Genomic DNA, 15,816 nt, shown 5'->3' with positions numbered 1-15,816 from the left:
CCTTGCCTTCACCGTCGCCACCACGTGGCCGCCGAGCAGTACATACCCCACCCAGGCGTGGGCAGGAGAACAGGTGAACGCCGCAGCAGCCGTCGACACAGCACTCTCGCCCGTCAGGTCAAACCACAATTTGTCCGCAGCGCCCAGTGGGAGCAGGCCGGGCAACAGCGGCAGGGTGGTCACCCATGCAGTCTCGTCATCTGAAGGTCTTGGTGCCAACAAATTTTCCTGGGGCGGTTGGCGACCCGGTGCCGCACGTCGCAACTGGCCGGTCCGGCTCAAAGCACAGAGCTCTTTCAGAGTGGCCACTGATCGGGTGAGGGGAACGGGCAGCGGGTCGTGGCAGAACGGACGGGGCTCCTCGGCAGTTGAGGGAGGTACCTGACATCTCATCCCGCCTGCCGGGGAGCCCCGTTGGTCACCTGTCCTGCATCACTCGGCCTGCCCCACGCCCTGGTCGAGACGGTCACCATGCTCATCGTCCTCCGTGAGGGTGACCGCCGATGCAGGCTCCGCCCGTCCGGACGGGCGATCGTCGCACTGGTGTATCTGCGACACCACCTCACCCTCGCCCAGATCGCCTCCGGTTTCCGCATCAGCGCCGGAACGGCCCACGCCTGCGTCCGCCAAGCCGTCACCCTCCTCGCCCGTCGGGCACCCGGACTGACCGCCGCACTGCGCGGCAGGCCGGACGCGGCGAAGCAGGCATACGTACTGGTGGACGGGACTCTCACCTAGTGCGACCGGGCCGCCGGCGGCCGGGCCGGCTACTCCGGCAAGCACCGCCGCCACGGGGTGAACCTGCAGGTCATCACCGATGCGTCAGGCCGAATCCTGTGGATCTCACAAGCCCTGCCGGGCCGAACCCACGACCTCACCGCAGCCCGGAAACACCAGATCACCACCACCTGCATCCGCCTTGGCGTCCCGGCCCTGGCCGGCCCCGACTACCTCGGAGCAGGCGGAACCTTCACCGTTCCCCAGCGACGGCGGCCCCGCAAAGAGCTCACCACCCGACAACGGTCCCTGAACCGGGCCCACGCCAGGCCCCGCTGCCCGGCCGAACGCGGCATCGCACGAATCAAGACCTGGCGCATCTCCCGCCGAAGCCCGCTGCACGGAGCGTGAGCTTCACGCCCGAGTCTCATATGGGGCACCGGGAGGGTGCGACTGCATGGGCTGTCCCGGCCCAGCCGGGACAGCCCATGCAGCTGACACATCGAGGGGGGTACCTGCTGCGTCGACCCTAGTCGACCATGGAATCCCTTCCTTCGGAGTGAGTGATCATTGCTCCATCCGCAAACCGGTCCACGACCAGCCCGGCGACTGTGCGGCCGCCAGTAGCACGTCAGTCACTGACCCTCTACAGCGATCCCTACGAGCAGCGCTGACCGCGCAGTCATCACCGACCGGATCACTCCGGGCACTGGTCTTCTGCTATCCACCAGCCGACCGAGGCCTGGCAAGCGAAGTAGTGAGCAGCCGGGACCATCGTGGGTCTGACCGGCCACCAAACCTGCCATCGGTCACCGGACATTCAGCGTCTGCATCTCGACGCACGGTGACAGCGGCGCCCGATCGAGCGCCGAGGGCGGGGGTTATCAGGTGCTGGCCGGTCCCGCACCCGGCTGGGCGTCAGGATGACAGCCGGATGGAACACTTCCGGGTGGAGTTACAGCAGTTGCCCTCGTCAGTGCTGGAGGACGGGTGGGTTCCAGGGGGAGAGGGTTTTCAGCCGGTCGAGGGTGTAGCGGAGCCGGGGGTGCAGGCCGGCCAGGTGCAGGCGGGTGTGGGCGGCGTGGGTCTGGTCGGTGAGGCGGCGCAGTGCGTGCAGGCCCGTCACGTCGCAGAAGGCGAGGGCGGTGAGGTCGAGGCAGAGGAGGTCTGGCCCTGCGGCCAGTGCGGAGGAGACGGCCCGGTCGAGGAGCGGGGCGGTGGCGATGTCGAGTTCTCCCTCGAGGCGGAGCAGGACGGTGCCGCCCCACCACACGGTGTGGGCTTGCAGCAGCTGGTCCGCTCGCACGGGCGCCTCCGGCTCCATGGGACGCAACAGGCTTCCAGTCTCCTCTTCCGCTTGTTTCAGTGCGGGCTTTTGCAGGATGCGGGACGGACGTCAGGCTGCGTCGAGGCCCGCCCAGTGGTCGATCAGCCCGTCGAGACCGGCCTCGGTCCCGGTGCCGGTGTGGCCGGCGAGGGCGGAGACGATCTGGTCACCCCGGCCATGCTCGTCCTCGGGCCGGGCGGCGGCCCAGCTGCCGTGGCCGGCTTCCGTGCGCGGCCCGCCGTCGGTGACATGAACCTGGACCCGGCCCGAGGCGTCCACCGAACCCTGCAGATGCAGGACAACCGGCGGAAGCGCATGAGTGACAGCGTTCGTGACCAGCTCGGAGACGACCAGCAGCGTGTCATACACCCGGTCCGCGTCCAGCCCCCAGGCCTCCAGCACCGGCCTCACCGCGTGACGGGCAGTGGCCGGGGCAAGCGGCCCGTGCTCCAGAGACAGGCTGAACCCGCGCCCGCCATCCGGCACGGCAGACAGCGCGGAACGCTGCTGTCCGTTACGGGAGAACGTGGTCGTCGTCATCGGGATCACTGCCTGCCAGTGGGTCTGGAAGTACCTTCTCTGGTACTTCCAGCACACTCCCCCACAGCACAGAAACCCTGAGCAAGCAATACCCAAAAACAGGAAAAACGGACATCGGAAGAGTCTGGGCCCTCAGCGCCGAACCCAGCGAAACAGCCGCCCGCAACGACACCACGGAGCCACCGCCGAGCCCTGCCCAGACAGCCCTGCCGAGCACCGTCGCCGGTGCCGACAGGACCCCGCGAAGAGAGACTCGGGGCGGGACGGGGGCCGGGGAAAGCCGTACCGGCAGCTTTCCAAGCCAGGCCCTGGGAACAGCAACGAAGCATGAGCGGCTGTCCACACAGCCCGGGAAGGCACCGCGGACTTTGGGGGCGGCCCCGGTGCCGAGGCGTAAGAACCGGGGCCGCTGACAACGTGGCCTGGGCGTGGGGCGCCCGGACCTGTGCACGCGTCACACACCTCAACGCCCCCGGGCCCCCAAAGACACGCACCACGTCGGCACAGCATCTCCCCACGCCCGTGACCCAGGCGGGCGCCACACGCTCGCTCGGGGACAGTCGTCCTGTACGGCGAGTGCGGCTGCAGCCTCCAGCGGGCTGCTGATCTGGGCTTCCAGGGCCCGGCGGAAATGATTCCGTGTGTCGTCAAGTCTGAACTGTTCACCCTGCAACGCCACCAGCGTGGCGCACGCAGGCACGGCACACGGCCCGCTAGAGTCCGAGCGAGATACGCAGCAGGCCTCGCCAGCCTCCGCCGGGGCCCGCTGCCACGAGTGTCGGCCGCTTCGCCCAGGTCACACGGCGCAGGCTCTTCCACCGGCACAACCCCGGACCTGACAAACGGCTTCGCACCCGTTCCCCGTCAGGTCCGGGGCACAGCCTCCCGGCAACCCGCAGACAAGCCACCCCACGCGAACAGCCACCAGCTGAACAGCCCGCCCCTGGCTGCCCGCACCGCGGCTCTGCCATCGCAGAGAACACCTCACGCCACCGCCACCAGAACCAAAGGCGCCCACAGAGCCATCCAGACGCCCCCCTGGCCCGCAACACAGGCCCCCAGCCTCCACGCCCAGGCCAGTGCGGCCATGGGGCGTCGCTGGCAGCGCGAAATCCCGGTCCGGAGGAAGGACCGGAGCGGCCGGCCACACGGTCCAGGAGAGAACCGCGGATCTGAGGAGCGGCCCCGACGCCGGGCGTGGAATCGGGGCCGCGGACGGCGCGGGTCCGGCCGCGGGGTGCCCGGACCCGCGCACACACCACACAACCCAACGCCCCTGGTGCCCCAGGGACACGGGCCGCGTCAACCCGGTGGTTCTCCCGTCGCCGGGGAGGATGATCCGATGCAGCTGCTCCCGGTCACCTGCCCGCCCTCTCATCCCAGACGCGACAGGCGTCGAGGCCTTCAACACCGCCTTCCGCCGCCGAAGAACGGCGGGCGGTGTTCCTCGCCATCGACACCACGGCCCGCGGTGGACAGTCAAAGCCGGCACACTCACCACACCCCGGCACACCATCGACACCGCGGCGCACGACAGCGTCCGCCAGGCCGTCACCCGCCTGCTCCGTGCCCGACAGATCCGCTCCGGCTCCTTCGGTGGTCCGGTCTGCTACGTGCTCCACGACGTGAACAGCGAACCCTGGGCACGCGAACTCGCCGCAGCCCTGCACGCCGCTCTCGACGGTAACCCGGCCCCCTGGGCCCACTCCGTACCTCACACCCCCTGGCAGCCCCCGCCACCCCGGCCGCCGCCGCTCCAGGAGACAGGGACTGGCCCGGAGACCCGGCAACGCAGGCAGGCCCTCCGGGTTTCACCCGGCGCTGCCCCACTCCCCGCCACCTGGGACACCACATGCGCCGGATATGTCTCGTTTTGGGTATGTGTTGCTCAGGTACCCACTCGGCGGCCGGAGGAAGGTGGTCAGTACAGAGACGGAAACCCAGGGCTGAAAAGCAGCCGTTCTTCGGAAGTGATCGTCATGTACGCCACCGAATACAACACCATCATCACCGGCCAGACCGGTGGCGAGGGCGTGCGGGTTCCCGCTCCGCGCCCGCCCGTGGACAGCAATGACGTGACCGAGGCCCTGGACCACCGGCCGCAGGCCGTCCGAACCGCCCGGCACGCAGCGCAGGCGGTGCTGGACGAGTGGCAGGTGGCCAGCGATGCGGTACTGCTGGTCGTGTCCGAACTGGTCACCAACGCCGTCGAGCACGCCGCACCGCCCCTCGCACTGCACCTGCACCGCGAGCGGACCGGCAGCCGAGTCTGGGTAGGGGTCACCGACGGCGGCCCCGTCGAGACAGAAGGCACAAGGACCACCTCTCGCGCCGACGACGAACACGGCCCCACCATCGTGGACACCCTCGCCGAAACCCACGGCACCCGCACACACCCCAGCGGCACCACCCACTGGGCACGCATCGCCGCTTGACGCACCTCATAGCCCCGGCCCCGCCCTGACACGCGGGCCGGTCTGTCCGGCCGCACCAGGGGACGCCACGTGCGCCGGGCCACGAAGTGGGGCGGGAGATAATCCCGCCCCACTTCGCCGTGCCGGGACACCTCGACGACCACGGGCACCGACCGAGCAGACCGCCGCGGATCTGAGGGTCAACCCGGAGACCTTGCGCAACGGGATCCGGGCAGCCGACGCCGGCAGGCACTACAGGCTCCACCCGGTTTCCGGCTGCCGCTCCCCGCGCACCCGCCGATGGCCAGGCACCAGGAAGGTGAACCGCTGAACAGCCTGCCGTCTGCAATGACTCGCCAGGCCGTTGAAGCCAGAGCCCCATGCAGGCCCAGGGCCGCTCAGCCGTCGCCAGCTTCCAAGACTGATCCGGCAACCGGATCCGACTGCTGATTCACCGCCGCCTCATGAGCCGCGACATGAGCACGCGCTTCCTTGGCCGTAATGCCCAGCAGTTCTGTCGCCATGCCAATACCCCCGAACACATTCACAGCCTCGACAACAGACTGGGTGAGGGCAGCCTGAGCAAGAGAAGTCTGCTCAAGTGCCCTGTCATAGGCATCGAGAGCGTCTACCTGGCGCCGGTGGAGCGCCTGCAGCTCGTTTCTCCGCTGCTGCGCATCTGTCATGGATGGCTCAGTGCTGGTCATGCCCCCATGATCTCAAGCGCCGCGCAGCGGGAGATACGGGCCCCGCGAGAGCACGGGACAGCCTGCCCGGGGGATGCGCCCGCACCCGAGGCCGCCGGCCAGCAGCGAGACCCTTGGCGGGCTACGCAGCCTGACGGAGCACCAGGCCGTACCCCACCACCCCAGGGAGGAACAGGAAGACACCTCACCTGGCACTGCAGGCGAATCAGAGGTGTCGGCTCCGGAATCCGGCGACCCGCAGCCCGTGACCTGCGCGGACGCAGGATGCACTCGTGCAGGTCGGCAACCGGCCCGGCAACTCACCGCGCGACCGACCAGGCGACCCGTCGAGCAATCGGACCGGCCCCCGCCGCTCGAACACTTGGCAGAGCCACGTCTCACCGTTCCGACGGGGCCGCCGCAACCGGCGAACGAAGACCCGGCTGTACGCCATCACGGTGACGTACACGCCGCATCGGCGACGTACGCGGCCAGGGCGGCCGGAATCGCGCTCCTGGTCCTCGGGTCCGCCCTTGGCAATGGTGACCCGAATGGTGACCCGCACAGGTCACGGGGCTTGGGTAAGTCGTCTGCCGGGTCTCGGCCAGGGTTCCTCGTCGTGAGCTTGTTCCGCTTTGACGGACACGTTTGGTGTGGTGGTCAGGCTGCGAGGGCGGTCTCGTATTCGGCGGGGCTGCGGTAGCCGAGGCTGCTGTGGAGCCGGTGCAAGTTGTACCAGCTCTCGGTCCACTCGAATATCGCGGTGTGGGCTGCGGCCCGGCTGGGCCATGGCCGGCTGTCGCCGAGCTCGTTCTTGAGGGTGGAGAAGAACGATTCGGCGAGGGCGTTGTCCCAGCATTGGCCAGTGCGTCCGACTGAAAGCCTGATGCCGAAATCTGTTGCCAGGGTGGCGAGTTCACTGCTGGTGTATTGGCAGCCGCGGTCGGACTGGAAGATCACCGGGCTGGCCGGGCGGCGGGTTCGGCAGGCGGCCGTGAGGGCGTCGGCGACGAGTTCGGTCCGCAGGTGGTCGGCGGTGGCCCAGCCGACGACGCGGCGGGAGGCGATGTCGATGACGGTGGCGAGGTAGAGCCAGCCCTCGTCGGTGGCGATGTAGGTGATGTCCCCGCACCAGCGGGTGTCGATCGCGGCGGGGTCGGGCTGGAAGTCGCGAAGCACCAGGTCAGGCCGGGTCACCGTGTGCGGGTCGGGAACGGTGGTGCGGTGGCGGCGCCTGCGGTGCCGGCCGGTCAGGCCGGCCTGTCGCATCAGACGGGCGACCCGGCGCCGCCCGCAGCCGGCTCCTTCACGCTGAAGGACAGCGTGGACGCGCGGGGCGCCATAGGTGCCGCGGGACTGCTGGTGGACGGCTGTGATCTGTTCGGTCAGCTCGGCGTCTCTCACCGAACGGGGGCCGGGGGTGCCGTTGCGGCGGGCGTAGTAGGCGGTCCGGGAGACCTTGAGGAGTTCACACGTCCGTTTGACGGTGTGACCTGCTGTTTTCTCCGCCTCGGTGAACGGGTCCACGTTCACCGGGTCTCCGTCGCGAAGAAAGCCGTCGCACGCTTGAGGATGTCGACGTCCTCGCGCAAGCGGCGGTTCTCCCGCCGCAGAGCCGCCAGTTCCTCGCGTTCGCTGCTGGTCAGGCCGTCACGTTCACCGGCGTCGACCTGGGCCTGGCGGACCCAGTCGCGGACCGCGGTCTCGGTCAGGTCGAAGTCCTTGGCGACCTGACCGACCGAGCGGTCACCCCGCCGGCGACAGCTCGACGATCTCGGCCTTGAACTCCCACGTGAACGAGCGCCGAGGACGCGCCTTCTTCTTCCCCATGCTCTCCATGATGAACATCATCCTTCCGGGGCCCAAGCCCCTGATCTCCGATGTCCGTCAAAGCGGATCAAGCCCAAGTGAGGTTGATCCCGGGGAGTGGACACCGGGTTTCATGCGACGAGTTGTGACAGCGTGCTCGTAGCTCGAGCCGACCCGGCCCATGCTGCGGAGGATGCCGTGCCGTCGGCAGACCTCGGCGAAGGCTGCCGCGCTGTACTGAGCGCCCCTGTCGGTGTGGAAGACGACGCCGTGGACCCGGCCACCGTGGGCGGCCACGGCCATCGCGATCGCGTCGGTGACCAGCGAGGTGCGCATATGGTCCGCGGTTGACCAGCCCACGACCTTCCTCGAGCAGATGTCGATCACCGTGGCGAGTAAAGCCAGGCCGAACCGACGGCCATGTAAGTGATGTCGCCGCACCACTTTGTGTTGAGCGTGTCCGCGGTGAAGGCACGCATCACTAAGGGTCTGCCGATCATTAACCTGCCGCTTTGATCTTGCTGTTGGGGCTGCTGCTTTGGGCGGCCACTCGGGCTCGAAGGGCTGGCAGGGCGGTCGGTGGGATGACGGCCGGCGAGATGATGATGCCCTGTGCTTCAAGCAGTTTCCTGATCTTCAGCAGGGTGCGGTGCATTGCGGTGCGGCTGCTGTTGAACAGAACGGCAAGAGGTTCCGCGGCCAGGTTGACGCGCAGGTGGAGCACGGTGGCCAGGACCTGGTCGGCGAAGGTGAGGCGGGGTGGGCGTCCGCGGCGGGGAAGGCCCTTCGCGGCCAGGATGTGGATGAGGTTCTGCAGCTGGTGTGGAGTCAGGCCCGTCAGTTCGGGGTCGGACAGCAGCGCCGAGTGCCACGGCGGTGTCGGTGGCCGGCCGTTGCGGGCTGCCGGGACGGCCGGGCTCGGCTGGGGGTGCAGGGCATAGTTCCACTCGCCGTGGAAGGTGTGCCGGGTCAGCGGCAGGGCCGCCATCTCCGCGTCGCCGACACCGACGCCGGTGGGGTAGGTGTTGGTGTCCAGCTCGGCCTTCACCCGCAGTCCGGTGCGGGACCCCTCCTGCCGCAGCAGACCGGCGACGGTGTCCGCACCGACCCGGTGACCCTGACGGGTCAGCTCGGCCGCCAGCGTGCGGGTCGACTTCGTCGTCCACCGCAACGGCGACATCGGATCACCACGTTCGTCCGGCTCGACCAGGCTCAGCAGGGCACCCCGCAGTCCAGGGTCGAGGTCCGCGACGCGTTTGCGTCCGCCGCCCGGCCGCCGCACCCGCCCGGTCAGGAACTGGCCTGTCTCCAGGTCGGACATGCCCTTGCGAACCGTCGTCCCGCTCACCCCGGCCGCCCGGGCCACGGCCCGAATGCCGCCATGGCCCAGTCCTCGGGCCTCCGCGGCCATCAGCAGCCGCCGCTGTCGTTCGTCCAGGTGTGGGAACAACACCGCGAACTTCACGGCAAGTTGATCACGAGTCTCGTCCGGGATGCGCAAACGACACCAACGAGCCCGAGCTCTGAAAGCAACACCTTGATGATCGGCAGACCCTTAGACCCAATACTAGTGATTTAGGCGGTTTTAAGGCGTCTGGTGGTTGGTTTGGTGGGTGGCACCAGTGTGACGGTGTGAGTCGGTGGTGGGGGTGGGTTGCGGTGGTCGGTGTGTTTGAGGTGCCAGTTGGCCATTTTGCGTTTGATGACACGGGGGTTGGAGCGTCGTCTGCGGGGCGGAAGGAGTCGTTCGAGCAGCTCACGGATGGTGTGGGTCAGGGCTTGGTGGAGTCGTGAGGGGGGAAAGCGCCGCTTGGTCGGTGACGTGGCGGCGGGCGGCGTTGAGGGTGCGAGTGAAGGAGATCCGGTCGGGATCGAGGCCGGCCTCGGATGCCGCGTGGTGCATGACGTCGCGCAGTGCGTGGTGGACGAGGAGGAATCCGTAGACCTCCTGCTCGACACCGTCGGGATACTCCGAGCGCAGGACGAGTTGCCGGCCGCCCTGGTGGGTCTTGATCTCGTCCAGGGTGTTCTCGATCTCCCACCGCTGGTGGTAGAGCGCGGCGAGTTCGACGGCGGGTGCGTCGTCGGGGTCGCAGACCGTGGTGATCAGACGGTAGACGGTGTCCTCGCCGTGTCCGTCGAGCCGGTATTCGATGACACGGACCGGGGCCGGATCGCGGCGGCCGCGATCTCCGCTCGCCACGATCTCGGAGAGGCAGGAGCCGTCCTCGAAGGTCTCCAGGACCGGCAGGACGATGTTCTTGCGGACTCTCCACAACAGGTCCGCACCCGTGGCGGACGCGGCTTGCCACAGGCCGAAGCCGGTGATGCCGCGGTCGGCCATCAGCAGCATCCCCGGCGTGAGGCGGTCCAGCAGGCCGGGGATCAGGTGCTGTTCGTGGACCGTCAACGGGCCGGTCGCCGCGGCGAACACCGCATGCGTCCCGCACTCCACCAGAGCAGCCACTCTCACCTGCGGATACGCACTACGCTGCTGACCTCGGCCCGAGCCGGGCCGGCCGAAGAAGGCGCCGTTGGCGTCGGTGTCCGGGACATCGAAGACGGTGCCGTCGACCGCGACCAGACGCCACCGCCGATACCAGGCACCCACCGTCTCCGGCGTCGCGACCGGACGGCACACCCGGCCGAAAAGCACCTTCAAAGGCTCCGGTCCCAACCGCCGGCGGGCCCGCCCGATCGCCGCCGTCGTCGGCACCGGCCACGGCTTGTCCCACCGCCGCACCCGCTCGAGCCCCTGCGTCAAAAGCCGGGCCACCTCCTCATAGCCCTGCCCGGAGAACAGGCACATCGCGAGCACGAAATACACCACCACCCGGGCCGGCAACAGCCGTGAACGCTGCTCGACCCGCCCGCACTCCGCCACCACCTCATCCGCCAACTCCGGCGGAAACACCCGCGTCAGCACACCCAGAGCGATCCGGTCCGACAACCGGCCACCCGACGACTTCACCTGCCCAGGCCTCGGCACACCACACCCAACGACCAACACCCACCAAAGTCACCGGTATTGGCCCTAGACCCCACACCCCGTGGTGCTGGGACACCGTCCCGCTCTGCCTGACTGGAGGACTCGGCCTCGCCACCACTCCGCTGGTCAACCGGGCCGTCACCACGGCACTGGCCGGGAGCCCCCGGGCCCTCTGCTTGGACCTCACCGGCCGAACCTTCTGCAACGGAACGGGTCTCGCGCGCTGAACCAGCTCACCCACCAGGTCCGCACGTCTACACGAGCCTCCACCTGAACAGCCTGGACCTCAACCTGCAACGAACCCTTGGCCTGTTTCCCGTAATCCCGGACACTCGTTCATGTTGCCGCGAGGATGCTGGTGCCGTTGCCGGGTTTCGGTCGGGGTGAGGTAACTGAAGTTCTCGTGCCTGCGCAGGCGGTGGTTGTAGAAGCTCTCGATGAACGCGAAGACCTCGGAGCGGGCGGTGGCCCGGTCGGGCCGGACGCGAGTGCCAATCTCTTCTTCGAGCAGGGCCCAGAAGCTCTCCGCGACGGCGTTGTCGAAGCAGGTCCCGGTCCGGCCGTACGCCTCCAAACTGCACCTCCGGGGCGGCGGCGAGGATCTGGAGGTCCGCCTCGGTCGCATCCTCCGGGGCGACCCGGGCAGAGGCGTAGACGGCGAGGGCGCCGGCCCGGACGGCGGTGGCGACGGTAAGGGACCCTTTCACATATCCTTCGCCGCCGTCTCGTCGAACTTCCCGTGGAACCGCGGCACTCTGCCCTTCACCTGCCAGAGGAAGAGCCCCACGAGGGCGATGGACCTGTCCGCGAAGACCGCGTACGTCCTGGCGAACCCCATGTACAGGGTCTGCACCAGGCCGTTCACGACGCCCGCAGCCGGCGACTCGGCCTTGGCTGAAGCATCACATCAGGTGATCCGCTTCGAGCCCGGTCACGCAGCCTCTCGTAAGGCTTTCGTGGTTGCGCCCCGAGCCTGACGTCTCAGTGAAGACGGGTGAGCAGCATGTTCTTGCGGGTGGAGCGGCCGTCGCCGAGGCCTGCGTCGAGGACGACCTGGGTCACGTGGCCGTGCCCGGCGCGACACTCTTGCAAGCCGCGGCCGCCAGGCCGATCAGTGCCGTTCTGCGCAGCACAGACGCCCCAGCCAACGCCCGCGGCTGGCAGCCACGTATATATCGCGGCGTCGCGGCATCTCACGGGCCAAAGCCCGGCGTCTCGGAATTGCAGGTCGCTGCCGGCGAAGCGCTGGGCGCGATGTCCTGAAGGGGTTGGTCATCGCCGGTGCTTCAAGGCCAGCCAACGGTGAAGGCGGCCAGCGTATGCGTCTGCTGTGCGAGGGGGGATGAACGCGAGGTAGAGGATGAACATGGCAAAGCTGAAGAAGCCGACTGTCAAGGTTGCGTGGATCGATAGGTGGAGCATGACTCCGGCGGAGAGGATCCAGGGCCGTAGGCGGAGGTTCCATACCAGGGTACCTAGGGCGAATTCGAGGGCGAGGGTGCCCCAGGTTGCGGCTTGCATGAGCAGCGGCTGGGTAACGATCCACTCCGGTGGCGACAGATTCGCCAGATCGGGCAGCCGCAGCGAATAGGAGACGGCCGTACCGTCAGGCCAGGTCTCGCCCTTGAGCTTGAGCTGCACCGTCGTCAGGTAGATGACACACATTTGGATCTGCAGTAGACGGAGCGTCCACGGCGCCCGTATCTGGGCGTCCCAGAAGGATCCGGTGGTGCGACGGCGGTCTAGCGACAATGCCGCCCCGGTAGGAGCCAAGGCTAGGAACAGAGCTTCGATGACAAGAAGCCCGTCGCCGGAGTTGATGATGACGGGATCGCGTCTGGTAAAGGAGAGCAGACATAGGAAGACGACAGAGGCGGCGATGCGGCTGTGCCAGCCTGCGGAGAGCGCAGCCGCTGCCAGGAGCATGACGGTCCATACGATGAGCACAGCCTGGTTGCTGGGGAACAGGTGCAGCAGTCCCCAGCTGTAGCGGAAGGACGGCGGCTCTGGGGTTACACCAGTGGGACCGTAGAACGTGAGCAGGTCCGGCAGGAGCGTGAGGGTCCATACCAGCACTATCAGTCCGAAGCAGATCCGGATGATGCCGAGGCTAGTCATGGGCTGTGGCTGGAACCAGAAGGTATTCCAGGTACCGGTGGCACTCGGCGTGCTGGTTTCGGCGTGCCGAGCTCGTGGCCCGGTGATGTGTTCGGTCATGTCAGAGTGCTTTGTCGTAGAGGATCTGTTGGCTCTCCTGAGGGGTGACAGCGGAGCCCGGCGGCGGAAGACTCCGAGAGGAGAGCACGATACGCACGTGCGTTGCCCTCGCTCCATCGCGCTGAGCCTGCTCGGCGACCCATAGGGCAAGCGCCGGACGAATCTCCGCATGGCGCACTGCGCTCTCCTTGAGCTTCTGCCACCGGTAGGTCCAGAGATGGCTAAGCAGGGGGTCACCGTGCGGGACATTCCAAGTCACCTCACGACCATTGCTGAGCGTCACGATCACGTCGATGCCCTCAGCATGTCTGGGCGGATTCGGTGAGAACATGCCCCAGTTCTGGTCCACGCCGCCGGCGTTACGGATGGGGGCTCCAACTGACTCCGCTTGTGTACGAACAGGGCCAGGAGGCAACCACCTTTCCAATACCGGAAACAGTAGCGCGACGACCAGAGAACTGATCAGTATCCGGCCGAACACGCTCGCCTCGATGCGCTCCTGGAGGCAAGAGAGCTGACGAGGAAACCGGCGAAATATTGCTGCCATATGGAAGAGGCTACGCGCATCTCTATTAAGTTCAACCCTTTCTCCCGATTCGCCCGATTCACCCGAACTGGGGTGCAGAATGCGGGATAGCGATATGAGTACCCATTGCTCAGTCGATCTTTCATCTTCCTCCCTCACTCTTGGGATTCGAGTCGCCGAGGTCAAGTGCCCTGCATGCCGATCTGACCGGGACGCCGATCGAGCATCCACCTCTAACCCGCAACGCGAAGCCATGCCCCAGCTCCTGCGGGCGTTCTCCGCGGCAAAATCCCCTCCCAAGGAGTCTTAATTATGAACTGGTACAAGAACTTGAGCACCAAGGCTCGGCGATTTGCAAAGGGAACGGCGGCAACCGGCGCGGCTGCGGCAGCCGTAGCGGCGGTTGTCGTGGCTGGCCCGGCCACCACCGTGCAGGCCGACACCACCGGTTCTACGGACAGCAGCACCACCACTGCCCCCGGTGGGGGCAGTGGTGGCTGGCTAGGAAACCACAACGAGCTGCTGGTCTGACCGGAGCTGAGGGCGGCAGGGGAAGGGACAATAGCCCTTCCCCTGCCGCCTCGTGCAGCGCCTTTGGCCAAGGCCATGCATGCCGGGTCTCGACGAGCCCGCGATGTCCGCAGTCGGCACCGAAAACGTCCTCGCCTCCCGGCTGATCCACCGTGCCCATGACGAATCCGGCGGGGTACTGCTACGAACCGGCCTGCGCGCTCGTCGAGGCTGGCCGAGCGTGCCCCGGCGCTGCCGAGTCTCTGGCGTCAATGAGGTTGTTCAGTGTGGCCACTGATCGGGTGACAGCTTGGAGGCATGACGGGAGAGGCCCTCGAGTTGTTGAGCGGGGTATCTGACGTCCGCAGCTCTTCAACTCGGGGGCCTCGTGGTTCCTTATCGTGCCGTACTCGATGTCCCGCATGCCTTGGTGGAGTGGGTCACGATACTGATCGTCACCCGGGAGGGTGACCGCAGGTACAAACTGTCGCCGTCCCAGCGTGCCCTGGTCTCACTGGTGTACCTGCGGAAGAACGACACCCTGCGTCAGCTTGCGGCCGGCTTCGGGATCAGCCTGGGCACCGCTGATACCCACGTTCACGCCGTGATCGGTCATCTGGCCGGACTCGCGCCCGGTCTGACTGCGGCCTTGAGGTCGGCCAATGCCCGCTATGCCCTGTTGGACGGGACGCTCGCCGAGTGCGACCGGACCGGCGACGGCCGGACGGATTATTCGGGAAAGCGGCACGGGGTGAACCTCCAGGTGGTAACCGCTCCGGACGGCACCCTGGTATGGATTTCACCCGCCCTGCCCGGACGGGCCCACGATCTGACCGCGGCCCGACAGCACCGGATCACCGCCACCTGCATCCGACTGGGTATCCCGGTCCTGGCCGACCGCGGCTACCAGGGAGCCGGTGACATCGTCGCCGTTCCCCACAAGCGACGGCCGGGCAAGGACCTCACGGTCAAACAGAGGTGCGTCAACCGGGCACATTCCCGTCTCAGGTGGCCCGTTGAGAGATCCATCGCGTCCGTCAAGACCTGGCGGATCCTCCGCAAAGCCCGCTGCAACCCCAGCCGGATGACGTCAATCGTCAAAGCCATCCTCACCCTCGAGGCTCACCGCTGAACAAGCTCAATGCACCCCCCTCCGTCGGCCCACACGTAGACGTAGTCGGTAGGTCAGGTCAGGGTGCTGGATGGCGGAGTGGCCCTCGGTCCACTTGAATCGGCGGCCGGGTCACGGTGGCTGGCGGCAGACCCGCCGCGCCACCCAGGAACTCTTCGAGCGCCGACACGAAGTCACCGAACGACAGTCCGTGGAGGTGGAGCAGGGGTAGCACCTCGCTGATCTTCGGAGATTTGCGGCACCACGGCACGAGGGTCTTGGAGGAGAACCGGCCGTGTTCCCCCGCCTCCTCGTCGAGGCACAGGCGCTGAACGTCCAGTGATGCGCCGTGGTGAGTGCTGGCCCCGGCCGCTTACCACGGCCACGGTCTCGCGGGTCTCGGTCGGGGTGCCCGAGAGTCTCTGAGTGCGAGCGCCTCCCATTCGATGGTCCAGGTGGCGGTGGCGCGGCCCTTGCACCGCTCGCCGGGCTGGCCGTACACGCTCGAGAAGTGACCGCACATCGGGGACGGCGTCTTGCCCTGGTCGGGGGTGTAGCGGCTGCCGGGGCAGGTGGCGGTTCCGTCGCCCATGGGCCAGCGGACCGATGTCACCTTCGCGGTGGCGGTCGCGGTATCCTAGTCGGCCGTCGCGGACGCCGAGACCGGGCCGAACGTCGTCGAGACGGGGTGCTCCACATCAACATCGGCATCCCGATGACGTACGTCCCCCGCCGAACGCGCCGGGCCGGTGAGCCGCATCAAGGTTGAGCGTATCTGAAGCTGATTCGCGGATGCCACGATTTGGACGGCTCTTCGCGTCAGCAGATTGTTGGGTTCGCGATCAGGATGCCCGTTCAGCATAGGCCCGTGGGTGTGCGGGACCGCAACCGACCTGACACAAAACATGGCTATTTCAGGCAGACCTAGGGCTTCTCACGGAGCATGTGTAACGCAGGCTCCTCTGGAAGC

The 15,816-nt window shown here is 67.5% G+C and carries 13 protein-coding genes and 3 pseudogenes; 5 read left to right on the top strand and 11 right to left on the bottom strand.

Annotated elements, in window-relative coordinates; genetic code table 11:
* Window positions 1-414: 414 nt before the first annotated feature.
* Window positions 415-1,110: pseudogene (locus tag OG462_RS44540) on the top strand (transposase family protein); the annotation flags it as partial.
* Window positions 1,111-1,690: 580 nt separating this feature from the next.
* Here OG462_RS44540 and OG462_RS44535 read toward each other — a convergent pair.
* Together OG462_RS44535 and OG462_RS44530 are read right to left on the bottom strand one after the other, a co-directional pair.
* Complete coding sequence (locus OG462_RS44535; protein ID WP_406053504.1) at window positions 1,691-2,023, bottom strand: STAS domain-containing protein; 333 nt, start codon at window positions 2,021-2,023, stop codon at window positions 1,691-1,693.
* A gap of 90 nt (window positions 2,024-2,113) precedes the next feature.
* Complete coding sequence (locus tag OG462_RS44530; RefSeq protein WP_406053506.1) at window positions 2,114-2,584, bottom strand: ATP-binding protein; 471 nt, start codon at window positions 2,582-2,584, stop codon at window positions 2,114-2,116.
* Between the two features lie 1,979 nt (window positions 2,585-4,563).
* Here OG462_RS44530 and OG462_RS44525 point away from each other — a divergent pair.
* Window positions 4,564-5,019 (top strand): ATP-binding protein, encoded by a 456-nt coding sequence (locus OG462_RS44525; protein WP_406053520.1) that lies wholly within the window; start codon window positions 4,564-4,566, stop codon window positions 5,017-5,019.
* A 377-nt stretch (window positions 5,020-5,396) separates the two neighbouring features.
* Here OG462_RS44525 and OG462_RS44520 read toward each other — a convergent pair whose 3' ends face one another.
* The 7 genes and pseudogenes from OG462_RS44520 to OG462_RS44490 form a co-directional block, all read right to left on the bottom strand.
* Window positions 5,397-5,705 carry a hypothetical protein gene (locus OG462_RS44520; RefSeq protein ID WP_406053478.1) on the bottom strand — a complete coding sequence of 103 codons (309 nt, stop codon included), beginning with the start codon at window positions 5,703-5,705 and terminating at the stop codon, window positions 5,397-5,399.
* A 639-nt stretch (window positions 5,706-6,344) separates the two neighbouring features.
* Window positions 6,345-7,217, bottom strand: a complete 873-nt coding sequence (locus tag OG462_RS44515; RefSeq protein ID WP_406053522.1) for an IS3 family transposase — start codon at window positions 7,215-7,217, stop codon at window positions 6,345-6,347.
* Window positions 7,214-7,396, bottom strand: coding sequence for a hypothetical protein (locus tag OG462_RS44510; protein WP_406066311.1), 183 nt, complete (start codon window positions 7,394-7,396; stop codon window positions 7,214-7,216). Before OG462_RS44510 ends, OG462_RS44515 begins: the two co-directional genes overlap by 4 nt.
* A 244-nt stretch (window positions 7,397-7,640) precedes the next feature.
* Window positions 7,641-7,978, bottom strand: a pseudogene (locus tag OG462_RS44505) (DDE-type integrase/transposase/recombinase); the annotation flags it as partial.
* Between the two features lie 14 nt (window positions 7,979-7,992).
* On the bottom strand, window positions 7,993-8,547 hold the full coding sequence (locus OG462_RS44500; RefSeq protein WP_406066917.1) for an ISAzo13-like element transposase-related protein: 555 nt from the start codon (window positions 8,545-8,547) through the stop codon (window positions 7,993-7,995).
* A gap of 12 nt (window positions 8,548-8,559) precedes the next feature.
* Window positions 8,560-8,904, bottom strand: a pseudogene (locus OG462_RS44495) (ISAzo13-like element transposase-related protein); the annotation flags it as partial.
* A 345-nt stretch (window positions 8,905-9,249) separates the two neighbouring features.
* Window positions 9,250-10,482 carry an IS4 family transposase gene (locus tag OG462_RS44490; RefSeq protein WP_406053526.1) on the bottom strand — a complete coding sequence of 411 codons (1,233 nt, stop codon included), beginning with the start codon at window positions 10,480-10,482 and terminating at the stop codon, window positions 9,250-9,252.
* A 437-nt stretch (window positions 10,483-10,919) separates the two neighbouring features.
* On the opposite strand from OG462_RS44490, the gene OG462_RS44485 reads away from it, so the two are divergent.
* A complete protein-coding gene (locus tag OG462_RS44485; protein ID WP_406053528.1) occupies window positions 10,920-11,459 on the top strand; it encodes a hypothetical protein in 540 nt (179 codons plus the stop codon).
* 295 nt (window positions 11,460-11,754) lie between these two features.
* On the opposite strand, the gene OG462_RS44480 is transcribed toward OG462_RS44485, so the two are convergent.
* Window positions 11,755-12,699, bottom strand: coding sequence for an HTTM domain-containing protein (locus tag OG462_RS44480; RefSeq protein WP_406053530.1), 945 nt, complete (start codon window positions 12,697-12,699; stop codon window positions 11,755-11,757).
* Between the two features lies 1 nt (window position 12,700).
* On the bottom strand, window positions 12,701-13,246 hold the full coding sequence (locus OG462_RS44475) for a hypothetical protein (protein WP_406053532.1): 546 nt from the start codon (window positions 13,244-13,246) through the stop codon (window positions 12,701-12,703).
* 291 nt (window positions 13,247-13,537) lie between these two features.
* On the opposite strand from OG462_RS44475, the gene OG462_RS44470 reads away from it, so the two are divergent.
* Together OG462_RS44470 and OG462_RS44465 are read left to right on the top strand one after the other, a co-directional pair.
* Complete coding sequence (locus OG462_RS44470; protein ID WP_406053534.1) at window positions 13,538-13,756, top strand: hypothetical protein; 219 nt, start codon at window positions 13,538-13,540, stop codon at window positions 13,754-13,756.
* A 367-nt stretch (window positions 13,757-14,123) separates the two neighbouring features.
* Window positions 14,124-14,867: a transposase family protein gene (locus OG462_RS44465; protein WP_406053536.1), complete on the top strand. Its 744-nt coding sequence runs from the start codon at window positions 14,124-14,126 to the stop codon at window positions 14,865-14,867.
* The last annotated feature ends 949 nt before the right edge of the window (window positions 14,868-15,816 follow it).

Source organism: Streptomyces sp. NBC_01077, from assembly GCF_045162855.1.
Lineage (GTDB): Bacteria > Actinomycetota > Actinomycetes > Streptomycetales > Streptomycetaceae > Streptomyces.
This window is presented reverse-complemented; position numbering and strand designations above follow the sequence as displayed.